This is a genomic window from Neptunomonas sp., from assembly GCF_041601355.1.
In the GTDB taxonomy this organism is placed as follows: Bacteria; Pseudomonadota; Gammaproteobacteria; order Pseudomonadales; family Balneatricaceae; genus Neptunomonas.
In genome coordinates, this window is sequence record NZ_JBFIIH010000073.1 from 1 (window position 1) to 20,773 (window position 20,773).

General features: G+C 41.1%; 19 protein-coding genes. All 19 read left to right on the forward strand.

Annotated elements, in window-relative coordinates; genetic code table 11:
• Window positions 1-694, forward strand: a 694-nt coding sequence (locus ABY436_RS12210; RefSeq protein WP_372739244.1) for an exopolysaccharide biosynthesis polyprenyl glycosylphosphotransferase, incomplete at its 5' end; no start/stop codon positions are given.
• A gap of 331 nt (window positions 695-1,025) precedes the next feature.
• On the forward strand, window positions 1,026-2,267 hold the full coding sequence (locus ABY436_RS12215) for a glycosyltransferase family 4 protein (protein ID WP_372739245.1): 1,242 nt from the start codon (window positions 1,026-1,028) through the stop codon (window positions 2,265-2,267).
• Window positions 2,260-2,835, forward strand: coding sequence for a DapH/DapD/GlmU-related protein (locus ABY436_RS12220; RefSeq protein ID WP_372739246.1), 576 nt, complete (start codon window positions 2,260-2,262; stop codon window positions 2,833-2,835). The genes ABY436_RS12215 and ABY436_RS12220 overlap by 8 nt, the downstream gene beginning before the upstream one ends.
• A 38-nt stretch (window positions 2,836-2,873) precedes the next feature.
• Window positions 2,874-4,268, forward strand: coding sequence for a lipopolysaccharide biosynthesis protein (locus tag ABY436_RS12225; protein ID WP_372739247.1), 1,395 nt, complete (start codon window positions 2,874-2,876; stop codon window positions 4,266-4,268).
• Window positions 4,258-5,505: a hypothetical protein gene (locus tag ABY436_RS12230; RefSeq protein ID WP_372739248.1), complete on the forward strand. Its 1,248-nt coding sequence runs from the start codon at window positions 4,258-4,260 to the stop codon at window positions 5,503-5,505. The genes ABY436_RS12225 and ABY436_RS12230 overlap by 11 nt, the downstream gene beginning before the upstream one ends.
• Before the next feature lie 34 nt (window positions 5,506-5,539).
• Complete coding sequence (locus ABY436_RS12235) at window positions 5,540-6,901, forward strand: hypothetical protein (RefSeq protein ID WP_372739249.1); 1,362 nt, start codon at window positions 5,540-5,542, stop codon at window positions 6,899-6,901.
• Window positions 6,883-7,680, forward strand: a complete 798-nt coding sequence (locus ABY436_RS12240; protein ID WP_372739250.1) for a glycosyltransferase family 2 protein — start codon at window positions 6,883-6,885, stop codon at window positions 7,678-7,680. The genes ABY436_RS12235 and ABY436_RS12240 overlap by 19 nt, the downstream gene beginning before the upstream one ends.
• Before the next feature lie 11 nt (window positions 7,681-7,691).
• Window positions 7,692-8,777 (forward strand): glycosyltransferase, encoded by a 1,086-nt coding sequence (locus ABY436_RS12245; RefSeq protein ID WP_372739251.1) that lies wholly within the window; start codon window positions 7,692-7,694, stop codon window positions 8,775-8,777.
• Entirely contained in the window at window positions 8,774-9,931 is a 1,158-nt protein-coding gene (locus ABY436_RS12250; protein ID WP_372739252.1) for a glycosyltransferase, read from the forward strand. Before ABY436_RS12245 ends, ABY436_RS12250 begins: the two co-directional genes overlap by 4 nt.
• Before the next feature lie 140 nt (window positions 9,932-10,071).
• Window positions 10,072-11,181, forward strand: coding sequence for a glycosyltransferase family 4 protein (locus ABY436_RS12255; protein ID WP_372739253.1), 1,110 nt, complete (start codon window positions 10,072-10,074; stop codon window positions 11,179-11,181).
• A gap of 1 nt (window position 11,182) precedes the next feature.
• Window positions 11,183-11,761 carry a hypothetical protein gene (locus ABY436_RS12260; protein ID WP_372739254.1) on the forward strand — a complete coding sequence of 193 codons (579 nt, stop codon included), beginning with the start codon at window positions 11,183-11,185 and terminating at the stop codon, window positions 11,759-11,761.
• Entirely contained in the window at window positions 11,758-12,672 is a 915-nt protein-coding gene (locus tag ABY436_RS12265; protein WP_372739255.1) for a glycosyltransferase family 2 protein, read from the forward strand. Before ABY436_RS12260 ends, ABY436_RS12265 begins: the two co-directional genes overlap by 4 nt.
• The gene (locus tag ABY436_RS12270) at window positions 12,672-13,913 is read left to right on the forward strand and encodes a WcaI family glycosyltransferase (RefSeq protein ID WP_372739256.1); all 1,242 of its coding nucleotides are present in this window, start codon (window positions 12,672-12,674) and stop codon (window positions 13,911-13,913) included. Before ABY436_RS12265 ends, ABY436_RS12270 begins: the two co-directional genes overlap by 1 nt.
• Window positions 13,914-13,931: 18 nt before the next feature.
• On the forward strand, window positions 13,932-15,053 hold the full coding sequence (gmd, locus tag ABY436_RS12275) for a GDP-mannose 4,6-dehydratase (protein WP_372739257.1): 1,122 nt from the start codon (window positions 13,932-13,934) through the stop codon (window positions 15,051-15,053).
• Window positions 15,054-15,091: 38 nt separating this feature from the next.
• Window positions 15,092-16,054, forward strand: a complete 963-nt coding sequence (locus ABY436_RS12280; RefSeq protein ID WP_372739258.1) for a GDP-L-fucose synthase family protein — start codon at window positions 15,092-15,094, stop codon at window positions 16,052-16,054.
• Window positions 16,047-16,556, forward strand: a complete 510-nt coding sequence (locus ABY436_RS12285) for a GDP-mannose mannosyl hydrolase (protein ID WP_372739259.1) — start codon at window positions 16,047-16,049, stop codon at window positions 16,554-16,556. Before ABY436_RS12280 ends, ABY436_RS12285 begins: the two co-directional genes overlap by 8 nt.
• Window positions 16,557-16,572: 16 nt before the next feature.
• Complete coding sequence (locus tag ABY436_RS12290; RefSeq protein WP_372739260.1) at window positions 16,573-18,015, forward strand: mannose-1-phosphate guanylyltransferase/mannose-6-phosphate isomerase; 1,443 nt, start codon at window positions 16,573-16,575, stop codon at window positions 18,013-18,015.
• A 131-nt stretch (window positions 18,016-18,146) separates the two neighbouring features.
• A complete protein-coding gene (gene galE, locus ABY436_RS12295) occupies window positions 18,147-19,208 on the forward strand; it encodes a UDP-glucose 4-epimerase GalE (protein WP_372739261.1) in 1,062 nt (353 codons plus the stop codon).
• Between the two features lie 59 nt (window positions 19,209-19,267).
• Window positions 19,268-20,665, forward strand: coding sequence for an MBL fold metallo-hydrolase (locus ABY436_RS12300; protein WP_372739262.1), 1,398 nt, complete (start codon window positions 19,268-19,270; stop codon window positions 20,663-20,665).
• Window positions 20,666-20,773 lie beyond the last annotated feature (108 nt).

Consider the following 20,773-nt stretch of genomic DNA (forward strand, 5'->3'; position numbering starts at 1 on the left):
CTGGGCACCGGATATTTTTGCCCTTAATCTACTAAACCATTCGGTCAGAGAAGTCGCGGGTGTACCGCTTATCTCGTTAAACGAAAGCCCACTGACCTCATGCCGTGTATCGATAGTGATTAAAGGTATCATGGACAGAGTGCTGGCATTAGCAGGTCTGCTAATGTTATCGCCATTACTCATAGCTATCGCTATTCTAGTGAAACGCTCCTCTCCCGGCCCTGTCTTCTTTAAGCAGCAGCGCCATGGATTTGATGGACAGTTAATTGAGATTTACAAATTCCGTAGTATGCAGTTGCATAATGATGCAGAAGTCGTGCAACAGGCGACAAAACAAGACCCGCGTGTTACCAAAGTCGGCAAGTTCATTCGAAAAAGCTCGATCGACGAACTGCCTCAGCTATTTAACGTACTTAATGGCAGTATGTCACTGGTCGGGCCACGCCCGCATGCGGTATCACACAACAATTATTACTCCGATAAAATTAATGCGTATTTAGCACGGCACAGAATTAAACCAGGCATCACCGGATTAGCACAAATTGAAGGCTATCGGGGCGAAACAGAAACCCTGGATAAAATGCAAAAACGTGTCGAATTAGATTTGGTGTATATCAATAACTGGTCGTTGCTTTTGGATATAAAGATATTGATTAAGACGCCGATGAGTTTGTTAGCTAAAAACATTTATTGATTTTTAGTGCTAAAAAGATAAGAAATTAAAATTGAAGTAGCCGGTACCGGTTATGTTGAGCACCTAAGATCAGCATAACGAAGTGGTTGCTTTATATGTAATAGAGCGAGTTAAGCTGTTGAGTGATAAAGTATCGCCAATTAAAGATGTCGAAAATCAAGATTTTCTCACTAATAAAATTCTTAATTTTATAGCGACAACCGATAAGGAAAAAGCATACAGTAATGCCTAGTATATGATTACCGCAACCTCAACCGATTATGATCCGAATACCAACTATTTAGATGTAGCGGATAGAGCCTATACTCGTGATTTTTTTGGAAACGATTAAATGAAAAATAAAGATATTATTATTTCAGCCGGACACAAAAATTTTCACATGCTTTTTACTGCTTCTGAGATGGAAAAAAGAGGTCGTTTATCCCAAGTGTTATGCGGTGCTTATCCTACGGCCTTTGAACAAAGCGTTCTTAATAAATGGCCGTTTAAATTATCAAAGAAATTAAATCGTTTTGTTAATCGTGCCGAAAAGTTTCCAGTAGAAAAGGTTCGGCAAAGCCGTAAAAGTGAGATGTTAAGCTCTTTATCTTCAATACTGGATAAGTTAGGTTTTGATCGAGAAGCTCTTAATGTTTTTGCATTTAAAATGTACGGCAAGTTGGCTGAAAATTATGTGCGCGAAGCGGCTAAAAATGGCGCCACTATTTATCATTATCGCGCTGGATTTGGGCAATCTTCTGTAAAAGTTGCTAAAGAATTAGGAATGAAAACGATTTGTGATCATTCAATCGTTCACCCATCGCTATTAAATCTTATGATTGAATTAAAAGGTAATTACCCGGAGTCGATACCTTCACGGCCAAATGGTATTTGGGGTGCGGTATTAGATGATATAGAGGTCGCTGATCATGTCGTTGTCAATTCTGATTTTGTCGCTGAAACATTTGAATTCATGGGATTTGACCCGGCTAAATTGTCGGTGGTATATTTAGGCGTAGAGGATAAATTTATTCATTCTTTACCTGCAGCGCGAGATTATTATCAGTTAGAGCAAATTAGACCCATTAAATTTCTTTTTGCTGGCGGCATCATACCTCGTAAAGGCGTGGATGAGATTTCAGCCGCACTGCAACAATTAACAAGTACAAAAATAGAACTGCATTTAGCTGGTTCACTGCCTGACGTTTCTCGTAGCCGTTATGAAAACCTTCTTGCGGATGCGCGCGTGACTTATCATGGTATGCTCTCGCAAAAAGAGCTTGCTAAGTTAATGTCGGAATCAGATGTTTTTCTTTTTCCCTCTCGTGCTGAAGGCTCTGCGAGAGTAATTTTTGAAGCCATGGCTGCAGGCTGTGCAGTAATTTGTACACACAATGCTGGTAGTGCAGTACAAGATGACGTTGGCGGTAAAATTATTCCCATTAACGACCAAGAGTCATTAATTAAAGTGTTAGAAGATGTTTTAAAAAGAACTGAGAAATATGTAGGTTTTGGTAAGTCTAATAAACAGTCAATACTGGATTACTATAGGCAAAAAAACTACGGTGATGGCATGGAGCGTGTTTATGAATAAAAAAGATTTAAAAATCTCTATTAATAAAAATAAGAAGTCACAAGAAGTAATTTCAATACTGGCATTTCCATTGTTTTTTTTCTTCACAAAATCCTATCGATTTATCTACAAATTATTTAAGTTGCAAGGTATTTTTTACGGTATCAATCGTGCAAAACAACGAGAACGTGTTAAGCACTTAGGGAAATATAGCGATATTAGTCCAGATGTAATCATTAAATACCCAAAAAATTTGACTATGGGCATGCGTTCTAGTCTTGGTTATAGCAGTTTTGTGGATGCGGGTGGAGGAGTTTCTATTGGTGATTTTGTGATGATTTCACATTTCGTTTCAATCAATTCTATGTCGCACCCAACTACCCCCCCATACCATGGGACTGTAAAAGCCCAAATAAGGATTAACGACCATGCTTGGATTGGCGCGGGAAGCATCATAATGCAAGGTGTTGAAATTGGAGAGGGATCAATTGTTGGAGCTGGTTCTGTGGTTACAAAAGATGTGCCTGCTTGGACTATCGTTGCTGGAGTACCTGCCAAGCACATAAGAAATGTATGTAATGAAAATTAACAATAAGTCTTTATTTTTAAAGCTTTGTGAGCCTTATAATGTCAAGCCGCGATCGTTTATTCAAATCCAGCATTGCTAATTCAGCTAGTTTAATTGTACGAATAATTCAACAGTTGTTGCTTGTTACCATACTTGTGACTGTTTGGCCTGCGCAGCTTTACGGTGAGTGGTTAGTAGTAAGTGCGATTCCAATTTTCTTGTCATTGGCTGATTTTGGTTTTGTGCTGGCGGGTTCTAATGAATTGTCTAGACGTGCAACTTCTGAAAATAAAAAAAGTGTCGTAGACTTTTACAGCACTTACTCTGTTTACTTCCAGCGTTGGTCTTTATTAATTGCGACACTTCTAGCTGGCTTTGCTTTCATACTACCAATAAAAGAGTGGATGAGTTTAGAAGTCATGTCAGCTACTGAAGTAAGTACAGTTTTCTTATTACTGTCGTTGTCTGCACTTATATCTCAAAATTCGCTAACCCTGGTTGCTGGTTTACGATCAAAAGGTAAAACGCATTATGGGTTGTGGATTCGAGTGCTACTAGCTCTATTACAGACCGCTTTGGCATTTATCCTCGTTTGGGTTTTTAAGGCCAGCCCAGTTAGTCTAGCAGCAGGCATGCTCTTATTGACCTTAGGAGGCTATTGGTTTGAATGGTTAGTCTTAAAAAGATTGGGGCTATGTCAAATTCGAAAACTATACCAACCTCTGAACAACGAAATTTCAATGAAGCCTTATTTATTTTCTGGGCTTGAAATGATGCTAATACCTTTAGCGCAAGCTATAATTTTGCAAGGCTCTATTATCTTAATTGCAAAGGCTCTAGACCCTATTGCAGTAGTAATATTTGCAACCCATAGAACCTTTGCAAGATTGGGGTCTTCTGTTGTTAAAGTCTTTGCGAACCCATTGTTGTCAGAAGCTGGTTTGTTACAATCTTATGAAGATAGGCCTGAATTAACAAAGATTGTAACTATTTTGTCTCGTGTAACTTTTTGGTTAGCATTGTTGATGGTTGGGGGCTTTATTCTCCTAGGCAGTTGGATATATACGCTATGGACTCAAGGAAATATTAGCTTTGATAAAGACCTGTTACTCATACTTCTTGCTGGAGTTGTTGCAGAGTCATTATGGCAAATAGTGACGGTTGTTCGCATGGGAAGTAATCGCCACCGACCTGTTGCTTGGGGATATTTAATATTTGCTGTATTGGGGTTGATTATTGCAGGTTTACTGGTAATTGATTATGGAATCTTAGGTGTAGCGCTCGGTGTAACCTTAATTGATATAGCAATGATGATTTTAGCTATATGGTCTTTAAAAGGAGTGGTAGATATAACCATCCGTGAATTTGTATGGGGACTGGCTAAGCCACCTATAAAAGAAATAAATCAGCTACTTCAAAAAGCATTAAAACGAGGTTCGAATAATGCAAATTGAAGTCAAAAAAATTAATCAGCGCACCACTCTGTTATTCTTGTTACCCGTTTTAACGGTACCGACAGTGAGTGTTATTGGTGAATTGATGTTTTCTGATATTGCAGTGGCAATATTAGCACCATTAATGCTGTTGAATCGTAACCTTAAGTTTGATCAGCCGTACTTAAACAAAATCATGCTTTTTTTAGGCTTCTGGTTAATTGGTGTAATTATTTCTGATACCATGAATGGCACCAGCATAGATAATTTCTTACGTGGAATTGCGGCTGTAATATTATTTGGGTTACATTTATTTGTTTTTTTTGTTTTGATTGATGGACAGAGAGATAGATATATACCAGCAATCTTTGGGTCTGCTGTAGCGGTGCTTTTACAATGGGCAACAGATAGTTCAGAATTATGGTCGCAGAGCTTAACTGATACGCCTTGGAAAATGGGCGGTGGGTTTGCAGTTACAGTTTTTTTTCTTATTTCAATAGGTTTTTTGGTAAAAAGTGAAAGGGTAAAGGGTAAAGCATTATTACTCTTATCTCCAATTGATTTATACCTAAATGCCCGATCTTTGTTCCTAATCACCGCTTTGGCTGGTATCGTTAGTGCCTTTCAGTTAAAGGTTAAGTCCGAAAAAAACCGTAAAATACTACTAATGGGTGCATTAGCATCTGTTGTTGTTGCGTTCCCTATTGCTACCAGCATATATGGCAACCTAAATGAAGCTGGTGTCTTTGGCAAAGAGGCACAAGAAAAATATTTAAAACAAACGGCTGGTGGCGAAATTAACATTATTATTGCGGGTCGTTCCGAGAGCTTAGTTTCTTTTAATGCCATTTATGATTCACCTTTATATGGTCATGGCTCTTGGGCTGAAAGCATGCAATATTATTATATGTATTTAGCACACCTGGAAGCCATAGGAAAGGAAGTTAACTGGGGTGCGGTAGCTGCACAAGAAAGGTTTTTGATACCTTCACATTCAATGTTGCTGGGTACTTGGGTTTACCACGGAATTTTCGGAGCCTTTTTCTGGTTATACATTATCTATTTAACTCTAAAAGCAATAGGTTTGAGTATAGGGACAGTTGAGTCTAAGCAATTAACATCTCTCGAACTATTGGTTTTATTTACTCTTTTTTGGGACATATTTTTTTCACCATTTGGACAAGCTAGGCGCTGTGTTGAGGCAGTATATATTGTCGTTGCCTGTGTGATTTTGGCGGATGCTACCCGCAAAAAATAAACAAATAAAATACGTAATAATTGAGTCGAGGGCAATGATGGACATAAAAAAAATAACCGAAGAAAAAGGTCATTATCTTGTGGGTTTCCATGATATAGATCCATGGTCAAGCAATAGCAACACCTTCTTATGCTTAAAAGTCGAATCTATGGAAGAAATTCCGAATGCAAACACTTACGCTGAGATTGTTTTAGTTGATTTAGAATCAGGAAAGGTTAGCCCCTTAGACCGAACTATTTGTTGGAATTTTCCTCAAGGCGGTAGGCAAGCTTGGATTAAAAAAGGAAGCACAGATAGGATAATATTCAATGTTCTGTATGAGAATAGATTTGTAGCCAAAATTATCGACACCGAAGGTTCTTTAGTTCGTTTTTGTGACAAGCCAACTTATTGCATTTCTCCATGTCAGGAATTTTCCTATGGCTTGAACTATGAGCGCATGTACCGTCTTGGGGGATATGGCTATGCAGGCGTTATGGATAAAACGGCAGGTATTCATACTCCTGAAGAGGATGGAATTTGGAAAACAGATCTTGCCACAGGTAATTCTGAATTAATCCTTTCCTTAAAAGAAATTGCACATACAAAGGGAAATGGCCCTATTCTATTTGAAACGGATCACTATGTAACTCATATCCTACCTTCACCAGATGGAAGTAAAATCTGCTTTTTGCATAGATATTGGTTACCAGATGGTGGAATTCAAACACGTTTAGTTATCTGTGATAACGATGGTACAGGTTCTGAAGTTTGGGATGAGGGATTTTTATCGCATTTTGATTGGATAGATAATGAATCAATCATGATTTGGGGAAAACCAATAACAAAAGCTCAGGCACTTCGTTCAAGCTCTTTTTTACAAAAAGCACCTATCATACCTGCATTATTACAGCTGGTTAAACCCGTGGTAAGAAAATTATTAGGCAAGAAGATTATTGCCCAAGGTTTTTATAAAATTGTTACTACAAGAGAAAAATTTTCGAATGAAAAGTTTTCTGAAGAGCTACCTATCCAAGATGGTCATCCTTCATTTTGCCCTAAAAACAGAAGTTTATTACTTACGGATACTTATCCAAATGAGGATTGGGTTAGGCAACTTATGGTTTTTGATTGTAAAGAAAACAAGCTTCATGTCTTTGGTGAACTCAAGCAAAGTGATAAAAAGCCTTCTGCAGTAAACTATGAATCTGTATTGCCATATATTGATAAAGATGTGATGAAAAAGTTTTCAATGGATAATTTTGTATATTCTAGAAGCGGTATTCACTGTGACTTCCATCCACGTTGGAAGTCGGATTGTGGTTATTTTGCAATCGATTCAAATCATGAAGGTTATCGAAGTGTTTATATTGTCAAATTGCCAGAGGAGTTGAATCAATGCATGCTAACCCATTAGTTTCTATCGTTACTATTTCATACAATCAAGCTGATTTTTTAGAAGAAACGATTCTTTCAGTCATTAACCAATCTTACAAAAACATTGAGTACATTATTTTTGATGGTGGCTCTATTGATGGTAGTGTAGAAATAATTGAAAAGTATAAAGAGCATTTCGCGCACATTAATATAGGTCCAGATGGGGGGGCCGCTGCTGCTTTAAATTCTGCTTTTAAAATAGCGTCTGGTGATTTACATGCCTACATTAACTCTGATGATGTACTCAATAATCATACAGTACAAACTTGGGTAGACGTCTTTAATAACAACCAAGATGTGGATATCGTTTTTGGTGATATAGAAATCATAGATGAAAACGGGCAACCCTCCACTTTACCTGGCCGTAAAGTATCAAAGTTTTTATCAGGTCCAGTATCACAAACAATTTATGCCTGTGGTGCAAGCGCCATTCCCCAACAAGCTTCATGTTGTAAAGCTGAAGTGTTTAAAGCAGTAGGTGGATTTGATGAGCGAAACAGAACATGCTGGGATGGAGAGTTTTTTGTAGATGCCTTTATAAAAAACTTTAAAGCAAAGAGAGTTTCAGGCTTATTAGCTAAGTTCCGTGTCCATTCCCAGTCAATTAGTGGCACGAATAAACACGAAGAGTACCGAGTAAAAGATCATGCACGTATGCGAGAAAAGTGGAATAGTGCCAACTTAAAACCAGCAAAACCGGTTTGCCTATTTTTAAAGTTTTATGTAAAGTCATTTAGGGCGATTCGTTACCTTTTTTAATGGATTAAATTATGAAAATTCGCAGTCTATTAATAGTTCAGCCATATTTAACTAAGTATCGTATACCTGTTTTTTCTGCGCTTTCGTATGATTACAAGGTCGGCTTGTTAGCATCCGTAAGTAATGAATTTGGTTTGGATATTCATGATGATTCAATAGATATCAACGTTGTTAAAGAAAAGATGTTTTTCAAAATATTATATTGGCAACCAACACTATTTATAAAGGTTTTAAATGACAATTTAGACATCTTATTTATTACAGCAAATCCGCGTTACCTAAGCACTTGGTTTGCTTTAATTATAGCTAAATTTAAGGGGGTTAAAGTACTCCTCCATGGTCAGGGTTTATACCGCAAAGACAAAATATCTTGGGGTAATAAGTTTACATACTATCTATATAGCAAACTTTGTGATCAATATGTTGCCTATACACAGCTTTCCAAAGATTCCTTAAAATCGTTACCGATATATAAAAAAACTTCAGTAGCAGAAAATTCAATTGTCAACGAATATCCTATTTCGCACAAAGAGGGTAATGAAAATGGTATTTTATTTATTGGTCGCTTAAGACATGGTTCAAATATTGGGATATTAATTCAAGCATGCATTGAAATTAATAATGAATTAAAGGAATCAGAAAGAGGAATTCAGCTGCATATTGTTGGTGGTGGTGAAGCATTGCAATCTTTACAAGCGCAGTTTTCAGAGTTTAATTATGTTCACTTTTGGGGTGAAATTTACGAAAGTAAAGTAATATCAGAAATATCAAAAAAATGCTTTGTTGGTTGCTATCCTGGTGATGCGGGGTTAAGTGTCCTCCATTATATGTCGTTCAGTTTGCCACCTATTGTCCATTCTACAATGTCCAAGCATATGGGCCCAGAACCATCTTATGTAAAGGATGGTTTTAATGGCCAATATTTCGAAAGAGAAAACTTTTTTTCATTAAAAAAAGCAATTCAGTTAATGTATGAAAAAGATAAACATCAGCTTTCAATAATACAGAAAAATGCTTTTTTAGACTATAAGTCCATTGTTAATCCTCCATTGTCAGAACGAATCGACTCAATTATTTCAAAGGTTTTAGATCAGTGAAAATACTCCATGTTATTAGCTCCTTAAACCTCGTAGGCGGTGGTGTTGCACAAGGGGTTATTAGTATCACAGCCTTTTATGAAGGCTCTGGTGTTGAAGCTACTGTTATCTCATTTGATGAACCCGAAGTTAATTTACCTGAAACAGATCATTTGGAGGTTGTTCGCTTAGGAAAAGGCAAAATAGGTGCATTTTCTTATCACCCTCAGCTCGTACCATGGTTAAAGCAATATGCTCATGAATATGATGCCGTGATTGTAGATGGCCTCTGGCAATATCATGGTTATGGGGTTTATAAGGCGCTAAAAGAATCAAATGTTCCTTATTATGTTTTTACCCACGGAATGTTAGACCCTTGGTTTAAGCATGAGTACCCTCTAAAACATCTGAAAAAATATGTGTATTGGTTTTTGGCACAATACCCTGTTCTTAAAAATGCCAAAGCGGTGTTGTTTACCTGTGAAGAAGAGAAACTGTTAGCCCGTGAGTCTTTTTGGCCTTATAAAGTGAATGAAGTTGTGGTCAATTATGGCACAACAATTACAGAGGTGGCTAAAACAGCCAAGCCTGGTGATTTTTATAATCAATATCCTGAATTGGAAGGCAAGCGTCTGTTTTTGTTTTTAAGCCGTATTCACGAAAAGAAAGGTTGTGATTTATTAATTCAAGCCTTTGCTAAAGTTGCTAAATCAAATCCTGATTTACATTTAGTGATGGCAGGTCCAGATCAAACGGGCTGGCTAGCGGATTTAGAAAAACTCGCTGATGATTGCGGCATTGCAGAGTGCATTACTTGGACTGGCATGCTCAAAAACGAAGTGAAATGGGGGGCGATAAAAGCCGCTGAAGTCTTTATATTGCCTTCACATCAAGAGAACTTTGGGATTGCAGTAGCTGAAGCCTTAGCCGTAGGAACGCCTGTTTTAATTTCTAATAAGGTCAATATTTGGCGCGAAATTAAAGAAATGAATGCAGGTCTTGTTGAGGACGACACCTTAGAAGGCACACAAAAACTTATCCAGGCTTGGTTAAATCTACCAGAAGAGCAAAAAGAAGCCATTAAGGAGCATACGGTGGCTTGCTATGAGCAGAAATTTGATATTGCGCAAGCAGCTAAAAATCTTATTTGCTTAATTCGAGAAGATACAAAATGACAATGTGTGAGAATGCTCGAATTTGTTATGGCAATAAATTTTCAATGTCTGCTGCAGTATACGATTTGGAAGCGGCACTGTTAAAGGCAGTCTCTCGATGATCTCTCCAAAAGGTACGTATAATTACTATAAGGATGTTTATGAAATCACTAATAATAACATCTGTTTATAAACCAAGCATTGGTGGGATCGAAAGTCATTTATCTTCTTTTGTAAAACATTGGAATGACTTAGGGCATTATACCGAAGTTGCTGTGATTGATAACCCAAGAGATTATACTTTCAACTCTATTGATGGCACAAAAGTCCACTATATTCCTACTATATTTTCAAAACCGTTACAGTTATTTAAGCCATTGCATCAGTATATTATAAATATGCAGGATTTTGACAATATCATCGTCCACGATCCACACTATATGGGATTAAGTTGTCATTTCGTATTTTATAAAAAACAATACCACCAAAAGATTTTTAGTGTCACTCATGGTGGTTTTTTTCACACAGAAAGCAAACAAAAATTAAAACATTTTATTTTTAATAATATTACTAGCAAAATCATTTCACACTTTCACCAAGTAATTGCAGTAAGTAAAAAAGATTACGTAAAGTTTGGCGAAATTATTAGTGCTAACAAATTGTCACTTATTGAAAACGGGGTTGAAAAAATTGGCTTTAATTCAGTGAAAGACTTCTCACAGGGATATAGACTTGTCTACTTTGGTCGATTTTCTTCCAACAAAAGAGTTCATATACTTGTCGATGTTGCGAAAGCTCTCTTAGAGTTAACGGAGTCAGTACATTTAGAGTTTGTTTTTATTGGTTCAGGTGATGATTTAGCAATAAAAAATATCAATAGATTAAAGGCGAATTACCCAAGTAGAGTGTCGTACTTCGCGCATCTAGATAATCAGAAATTGCAGCAACAAATTGACTTGGCAAACATATTTTGGACAGCATCAAATTATGAAGGTTTTGGAATGACCGTAGTTGAAAGCATGATGAGTGGTTTAATTCCAATCGTGAACAATATCGAAGTATTAACCCAATTAGTAGATCACAAGGTAACAGGGTTAGTTGTAGACTTCTCGAAATCTCCTAAATTGATAGCTGAAGAATTGCTTTTTGAAATACGTAAAAGTGATTTTGCATCATTACAAGAAAAAGCAATCCTAGAAGCAGAAACGTATTCGTGGAAAAGTAAAATTTGCGAATACGAAAAAGTAGTAAAAAGTGTAATGGAGAACTAAGATGGAAAGTTCAGATAAAGACATTTTTAAAATGCATGGAGCTAAAGGTCCTGATAGCAAAAAGGAGAAAGTCGCTAGATTATGTTGGGAGTTTTTCTATTTTTTAACATTTACTTTACTGCCAGATAGAGGTTTAAATTTACTACGAATTTTCATCCTAAAATGTTTCGGCGCAAAAGTTGGCTACTCTAACCAAATTCCTGCTTCTGTGAAAATTCTAAAACCATGGAAATTGCATATGGCAACGAATTCCTGTTTATCAAAAGATTGCGATATATATAATTTTGATTTTGTTATTTTGAAAGAAAATGCCATTGTTTCAAAAAATACCCACCTTTGTACAGCTACACATAATTATGAAAAATTAGGCTTACCTCTCGAATCTAAGCCTATCGTCATATGCGAGAATACTTGGGTTGCGGCTGATTGTTTTTTAGGGCCTGGTGTAATTGTAGGGGAAGGAAGCATAGTTGGTGCTAGGAGTGTTGTTTTCAAAGAATTGGAAGCATGGGGTGTCTATGGAGGATACCCAGCGAAAAAGATAAAACAACGAAGAAAACCGGAAGAAGTTCTAGCATGAGTATTACAGTAATTATCCTTACTTATAATGAACGAATTCATATTAGGAGATGTATTCAGTCATTAGAAGAGTTAAATGCAAAAGTTTTTGTCGTCGATTCGTATTCTACTGATGAAACCTGTTATTTGGCGGCTTCGTGTGGTGCTAAAGTGTTTCAAAATCCTTTTGTCAATCAGGCTCAACAGTTTCAGTGGGCCATGGATAATTGTGGTCTTGAGTCAACATGGGTTTTGCGATTAGATGCCGATGAAACCCTAGACGATGAAATGATTCAAAACATTCAGGATTTTATCGCAAGTGATGGTTATGGTCACAATGCTGGCATACTCAATAGGAAACACATTTTTCTGGGCAAATGGGTGAAGCATGGTGGCAGGTACCCACTACCCATGTTGCGATTGTTTAAGCGAGGCACTGCTCATGTAGAACAACGTTGGATGGACGAACATATTGTACTTGATGAGGGCAAGTCAACGTTGCTAGCCGGTGGTTTTTCTGATGATAACTTGAATTCTGTTTCTTGGTTTATTGATAAGCATAACAAGTATGCGACCAGAGAAATGGTCGATATTATGCTTACACGACTATCGCCAGAATTGGATAGTAAAATATCGGAAGCTACAGGCTTCGGTATCCGCTTTAAGCGATTCGCAAAACAGTCTGTTTATATGAAGCTGCCGTATTTTGTACGTCCATTTTTGTACTTTTGTTATCGGTACTTCATACAACTGGGATTTTTGGATGGTGCGCGTGGGTTTGCATATCATTTTATGCAGGGCTTCTGGTACCGGGCTTTGGTTGATTTAAAATGTTTGGAGGTTGATCGCGAATGGGTAAGCTGTGTAACTAATGAGCAAAAAATCATCAAATTAGAAGAGCTTACCGGCTATAAACTACGGGAGCCGAACTAATGAGATTCTTGCTTTACAGTATTAACTATGCACCAGAGTTAACCGGTATAGGTAAGTATAACGGCGAACTGGCGCCTGATTTGGTGGCCCGTGGAATTAAGACTGACGTTATAACAGCACCGCCTTATTATCCGGAATGGTTAGTGCATAAGGGCTTCAAGAATAGCTACTCTGCCACGTTGAGCGATGAGGGTGTTAATATTTATCGTTGCCCATTGTATGTACCTGCAGAAGTGACCACTGTAAAGCGACTGTTACATTTAGCTTCTTTTGCACTCTCTTCTGGCGTGCGCTTACTTAGTTTATGGCGGACTAAGCCCGATGTTCTGTTTTTAGTGCAGCCTACCTTGTTTTGCGCACCTTTTGCCTTGCTCTTTTGTAAACTTACCGGCGCTAAATCCATCATGCATATCCAGGATTTTGAAGTCGATGCCATGTTTGGTTTAGGCATGGGTGGCGAAGGTCAATTTAAAGGCTTTGCGCGATCTGTAGAGTCTTGGTTATTAAAGCGCTTTGATGTCGTCTCTTCCATTTCGTACAGCATGTTGGAGAATGCCCGTTCAAAAGGTGTGGCAGAAGATCGATTAATGTTTTTCCCTAATTGGGCAGACACAAGTTTTGTCACGCCCGATAATGATGGTAGCGCACTTAAAAAAGAGTGGGGCTTTAACCAGGACGACAAAATAGTACTGTATGCAGGTAATATTGGTAAAAAGCAGGGGTTAGAGATTGTTTTATCCGCCGCACAGGCGTTCCAATCAAATCATCAGGTGCATTTTGTATTGGTCGGCTCGGGTGCGCATTGTGATGTTCTGCAGGCTGATGCAGCGGCACGGCATTTAACCAATGTTCATTTTAAGCCGTTGCAGCCCTGGGCGCGAGTACCCGAAATGCTCGCCTTAGCAGATATTCATTTGGTAGTACAAAAGAAGGGAGCAGCCGATGCGGTGTTGCCTTCTAAACTGACCAATATACTATCCGCGGGTGGGCATGCGTTAGTCACGGCAGAGTCGCAAACCGAACTAGGCGTAATTGCTGCAAAATTTCCTGATATCTATACCTGTGTAGAGCCGGAAGATGTGCAGCTATTCACTGCTGCACTCCAACAGCTTTTAAATAAAGATCTCTGCGCGACTAATCAGATCGCACGCGATTATGCGGTTGAGTATTTATCTAAAGAAACAGTACTGTCGCGTTTTGAACAAGACGTACAACAATTATGTGGCCGCGAGGCAAAATAGGACTATAAGGATTTAATAATGAGTAAAGTTGCATTAATTACCGGTGTTACAGGACAAGATGGTTCCTATCTGGCGGAATTTTTATTAGAAAAAGGCTATGAAGTCCACGGTATTAAGCGCCGTGCGTCTTCATTTAATACTCAGCGTGTGGATCATATTTACCAGGATCCACACAACGAGAATGTTAATTTTCATCTGCATTATGGTGATTTGTCAGATACCTCCAACTTAACCCGTATTATTCAACAGGTACAGCCAGACGAAATTTATAATCTGGGTGCACAGTCACATGTAGCTGTGTCGTTTGAGTCGCCAGAATACACGGCGGATGTGGATGCGATTGGTACGTTGCGTTTGTTAGAAGCGATTCGCTTTTTGGGGCTGGAAAAGAAAACGCGTTTTTATCAGGCGTCTACCTCTGAGTTGTTCGGTGAAGTACAGGAAACGCCTCAGCGTGAAACCACACCGTTTTACCCGCGCTCGCCTTATGCAGCGGCTAAAATGTACGCGTACTGGATCACGGTTAACTATCGTGAATCTTACGATATGTATGCGTGTAACGGTATTCTGTTTAACCATGAATCACCACGCCGTGGTGAAACCTTTGTTACACGCAAAATTACCCGTGCTATCAGTAATATTGCACAAGGGTTAGAGAAGTGCCTGTACCTGGGTAATATGGATGCGCTGCGTGACTGGGGCCATGCAAAAGATTACGTGCGTATGCAATGGATGATGTTGCAGCAAGATAAGCCTGAAGATTTTGTCATTGCCACCGGTAAGCAAATCTCAGTACGTGAGTTTGTGCGTATGTCGGCGCAGGAAGCGGGTATCGAACTGGTATTCGAAGGCAAAGGGCTGGAAGAAGTCGCGGTTGTTAAGTCAGTCACGGGTGAAGATGCGCCATTTGTTAAAGCCGGTGATGTGATTGTACGGGTAGATCCTAAATATTTCCGACCTGCTGAAGTTGAAACCTTACTGGGCGATCCAACCAAAGCGAAAGAAAAGCTCGGTTGGACTCCGGAAATTACCGTTGAAGAGATGTGTGCAGAGATGGTGCAGAATGATTTAACCAATGCTAAGCAGCATGCCTTGCTGAAAAAGCATGGTTATGATGTCAACGTGGCACTGGAAGGTTAATCAACTGGAATAATGTACTGCATACAGGACGCTAAATAATGACTACCCGTATATTTGTTGCCGGTCATAAGGGGATGGTAGGGTCTGCAATTGTACGTCAATTGCAGGCGTTGCCTGATTGTGAAGTGATAGTCAGAGATCGGCGTGAGTTAGATCTGTTGGATCAGTCACAGGTCGCTGCTTTTTTTGTAGTGCAAAACATCGATCAGGTTTACCTGGCCGCCGCTAAAGTGGGCGGGATTGTGGCGAACAATACCTATCCCGCTGAATTTATTTATCAGAATCTGACGATCCAGAACAATATTATTCATTCGGCTTATCAGGCGGGTATTACTAAGTTGCTCTTTTTAGGGTCGTCGTGTATTTACCCTAAATTGGCTGAGCAGCCAATGAAAGAAAGCGCATTGCTCACCGGTACGCTTGAGCCGACGAATGAGCCTTACGCGATTGCTAAAATTGCCGGTATTAAGATGTGTGAATCCTATAACCGCCAATACGGTGTGGATTATCGCAGTGTGATGCCGACCAACCTGTATGGTGAGAATGATAACTTTCATCCCGAAAATTCACACGTTATCCCCGCACTGATGCGTCGCTTCCATGAAGCGAAGTTAGCCAATACGCCTGAAGTAGTGGTATGGGGTACCGGTAATCCGATGCGCGAGTTTTTGCATGTGGATGATATGGCGGCCGCGTCTATCTATGTGATGAATGTGGATCAATCCACTTATCAAAAAAATACAGAACCGATGTTATCGCATATTAACGTGGGTACTGGTGTGGATTGTACGATACGTGAAATGGCGCTCACCATGGCGGCGGTGGTTGGATATCAAGGCAATGTGGTGTTTGATGCCACTAAGCCTGATGGCGCGCCACGTAAGCTGATGGATGTGAGTAAGTTAAAAAGCCTCGGTTGGTCGTATAACATCGATCTGAAAGAGGGGTTAGAAACCACCTATCAGTGGTTTTTGCAGCATCAGGATGATTTTCGTGCCTGAGTCTGCTAACGCTTTTCTTTCTGATGCGCAGTTTCGCGCGGTGGTTGATTTAACGCCGCTGATCTCACTTGATCTGATTGTTAAAAATCAGCAGGGTGGCGTCTTGTTGGGTAAGCGAAATAACCGCCCTGCAAAAGGGGACTGGTTTGTGCCGGGTGGGCGGATTTTAAAAAATGAAACGCTTGCTGCTGCTTTTTTACGCTTAACTCAGGCAGAGTTAGGTTTGGCAGTTGCTATGCCGCAAGCACGATACATTGGTTTATATGAGCATTTTTATCCGGATAGCATTTTTGGTGACAAGATCAGCACGCATTATGTGGTGAATGCTTTTGAATTAGTGCTGGATACAGCATTAGCAGCGCTGCCCGAACATCTGCAGGAACATTTGCCGGAACATTTGCCTAGGATACAGCATAGTGATTATGCCTGGTGGTCAGTATCTGATCTGTTAGCCTCAGATGTAGTACATACGCATACTAAATGGTATTTCGAAACGAATTAAACAATAGGATATTCTTATGATTCCCGTGGTTCTCTCTGGCGGCTCTGGTACACGTTTATGGCCGATGTCACGTACCCAATACCCTAAGCAATTTTTACCATTAATCTCTGGTAAAACCATGTTACAGGAAACCGTGGCGCGTTTAGGCGATGTAAAAACGGTAAATGTGATTTGTAATGAAGAACATCGCTTTTTGGCGGCTGAGCAGATGCGCCAGATGAGTCAGCCTTGTTCTATCTTTCTTGAGCCTGTTGGCCGTAACACGGCGCCAGCGATTGCGTTGGCTGCCTTGGATGCAATGGCTAAAGGCCGTGGAACTGAGGCGTTATTGGTCTTGGCGGCTGATCATGTCATCGAAAACGAACAAGCCTTTCGCGATGCGGTTGCAGTGGCGGCGCCGTTGGCTGAATCTGGCCGCTTTGTGACTTTTGGTATCGTGCCTACCTCCGCCGAGACCGGTTATGGCTATATCAAGCGTGGCGATAAGTGTGCAGATAAGAGTGCTGATAAGGGTGTAGGTGAGAGTTATCCAGTGGCGGCTTTTGTTGAAAAGCCCAATGCTGAAACTGCACAAACCTATGTTGCCTCTGGTGAGTATTACTGGAACAGCGGTATGTTTATGTTCCGTGCAGATCGTTATTTAGAAGAGCTGGGAAAATTTCGGCCTGATATTCTGTCCGCCTGTGAAGCGGCTATGCAAACCACCGCAGCTGATTTTGATTTTATCCGTGTCGAGGAAGAGGCATTTAAAGCCTGCCCGGATGAATCAGTCGATTATGCGGTGATGGAGCCGTTAAGTGCAAATAGCACTGCTTCGGTTGTCGTCGTCCCGTTAGATGCGGGCTGGAGCGATGTTGGTAGCTGGTCTGCGCTGTGGGATATTAAGCAGAAAGATGAACACGGCAATGTGCTGACCGGTGATGTGATCGCCCACGATACGCGTAATTCACTGGTGATGTCGGATGATCGCTTAATCACCACCTTAGGTGTAGATGATCTGATCATTGTCGATACCAAAGATGCGTTAATGGTGGCGCATAAAGATAAAATTCAGAATGTAAAAGCGATTGTTGCCGAGATTAAAGCCTCTGAGCGCTCCGAGCACTTTCAGCATCGTGAAGTATATCGTCCGTGGGGTAAGTACGATTCGATTGATAACGGCGAGCGCTACCAGGTTAAACGCATTACCGTTAAACCAGGTGCTAAGTTATCGGTGCAAATGCATCATCACCGTGCAGAACACTGGATTGTTGTATCCGGTACAGCGAAGGTATCGATTAACGAAGCCGAAAGCTTTATTACCGAGAATCAGTCGGTTTATATCCCGATTACAGCGGTGCATGCGTTAGAAAACCCGGGCAAGGTTAACCTTGAATTAATTGAGGTTCAGTCGGGTGCTTATCTGGGCGAAGACGATATCGTTCGTTTTGAAGATCGCTATGGGCGTGTGAAAGTCTAAGCGCGCTTTTGCTGAAAATATATTAAAAAGCATAACAAACCCCGCAATGTCGGGGTTTTTTGTTGATCTCTATCTTAACCAAAGCATAATGATATTTTTTTAAATAAATTATGACAGTTCGGGAGAAGAACATGGCGGTTCTGGTCACAGGTGGTGCAGGTTATATCGGTAGCCATACCGATGTATTGTTGTTAGAGGCAGATTTTGATGTGGTGGTGCTGGATAACCTTTGTAACAGCCATCCTGAAGTGTTTAACCGCATTGAGACGATCACCGGTAAACGCCCTGTGTTTGTTGAGGGAGATATCCTTGATAGCGCCATGCTGGAGCAGGTGTTTAGCGATTATTCTATTGATGCGGTGATTCACTTTGCCGGGCTTAAAGCCGTGGGTGAGTCGGTGGCTAAGCCGGTGCTGTATTATCAGAATAACGTGGCGGGCTCGATTAACCTGTTTGATGCGATGGCCAAACACGGTTGTAAGCGTATTGTGTTTAGCTCTTCTGCGACTGTGTATGGCGACCCGGCCAGTGTGCCGATTAGGGAAGATTTTCCGTTATCGGCGACCAATCCTTATGGCCAGTCTAAGTTGATGATCGAGAATATTTTGCGCGATATTGCGCTGGCCGATCCTGAGTGGCAGATCTCAATTTTGCGTTACTTTAATCCGGTAGGCGCGCATCACAGTGGTTTGATTGGTGAAGACCCGAACGGTATCCCGAATAATTTAATGCCGTTTGTTGCGCAGGTGGCGATTGGTCGTCTGGCTAAGCTGAATGTGTTTGGTGGTGATTACCCAACCGTTGATGGCACCGGTGTACGTGATTATATCCATGTGGTGGATCTGGCTGCGGGGCATTTAAAGGCACTGGAAGCTCTCTCTATAAGCGACGCTGAGGGCTCCTCTTTAATTGGCGCTGAGAGCGCTTCGCATGGTTGTCAGGCATATAACCTGGGTACGGGTAACGGTTACTCCGTATTAGAAGTGGTTAATGCCTTTGCACAGGCCAGTGGCCGTGATGTGCCGTATCAGATCAGTGAGCGGCGTGCCGGTGATATTGCTGCCTGCTATGCCGATCCTGCACATAGCGCCCAAGCACTAGGCTGGACAGCAGCGTTTGATCTGGAGCGTATGGTCACTGACCATTGGCGCTGGCAGTCGACTAACCCGAATGGCTATCAGGGCGAGGGCTAAGGGAAAGGCTAGCGGGTATTATTAAAAAACCAGTTATCATTAATAAACAAGGAGGTTACATGGTTTCTATTTCACATCATGGGGCGGTACAGGGTGTTACCGGTTCGTGTCATCAGATGACATTGGCCAGTGGCGAAGCGTTATTGGTCGATTGTGGCATGTTTCAGGGAGCGGAGTCGGTAAATCGTGAGCTTGGGGAACGACAGATCGATTTTCCGCTGGACGATATCAAAGCCTTGGTGGTGACTCACTGCCATATTGATCACGTAGGGCGTATTCCTTTTTTGCTGGCGGCGGGGTTTGATGGGCCTATTTATGCAACAGAGGCGACGGCGCGTTTGTTGCCGCTGGTCATCGAGGATGCCATCAAAGTCGGTGTGTCGCGGGATAAAAACCTGATCACAAAAGTAATACAGCGCTTGACGCAGTTATTAAGGCCTATTCCTTATGATGCATGGTTTAGCGTCGAGGGTTTGCCACAAACGCGTGGGCGCTTTCGGGTGGCCGGGCATATTATGGGCTCGGCGTATGTCGAGTTTGATGCACAGGGCGAGCGGGTATTGTTTTCCGGTGATTTAGGTGCGCCTTATGCGCCGTTATTATCGGCGCCTAAGTCGCCTTATAAGGCTGATGTTGTTGTGATAGAAAGCACCTATGGCAATAAGCTGCATGAAGGCCGGCGTACACGGCGTAAGCTGTTGAAATCTATCATTGAGCGTTGTTTAAAAGATCGCGGCACGGTGTTGATTCCGGCGTTCAGTATTGGCCGTACTCAGGAGTTGCTGTACGAGATCGAAGAGATTATTCATCGTGCTGCGCGGAAAAAACAGAATAAAGATCAAAGTAAAGCAGCGCAAAGCCCATGGGAAAGCATTGATGTGATTGTCGATTCCCCGTTAGCGGCTAAATTTACCCAGCATTATCGGGATCTGCGGCATTTGTGGGATGCCGAAGCGCGTAAAAAGCTGGCGTCTGGCCGCCATCCGCTTTCTTTTGAGCAACTGATTACCATCGAAGGCCATGGCGATCACCTAAAGCTGATTCAGCACCTTAAATCCAGCGGTCGGCCATCCATCGTGATTGCGGCCAGTGGTATGTGCGCCGGTGGGCGTATAATGAACTACCTTAAAGAATTATTGCCGGATTCGCGGACTGAGGTGTTGTTTGTCGGCTATCAGGCGCAGGGTACGCCGGGGCGGGATATCCAGACTTACGGCCCGCGTGGTGGTTATGTGTTTTTGGATAATAAGCGGATTGATATTCGTGCCGGTGTGTTTACTATCAGCGGTTATTCGGCGCATGCTGACCAGGCAAATTTGGTCAATTTTATTAAACGTATCTACCGTAAACCGAAAGAGATCAGAGTGGTGCATGGCGATGACGAGGCGAAGGAGGCATTGGTGAAAAAGTTACAATCGGTTGTACCTGACGCACACGTCTGGATACCACTTGCTTAGAGAAAGGGTTAAAACTTACTTGCGTTGGGGGCTATTCCTAATGTGCCTGGCTGCTGTAGCGTACGGTATTTTCAGGCCGACGCCACCCCCACAGTTATTCCATAACTC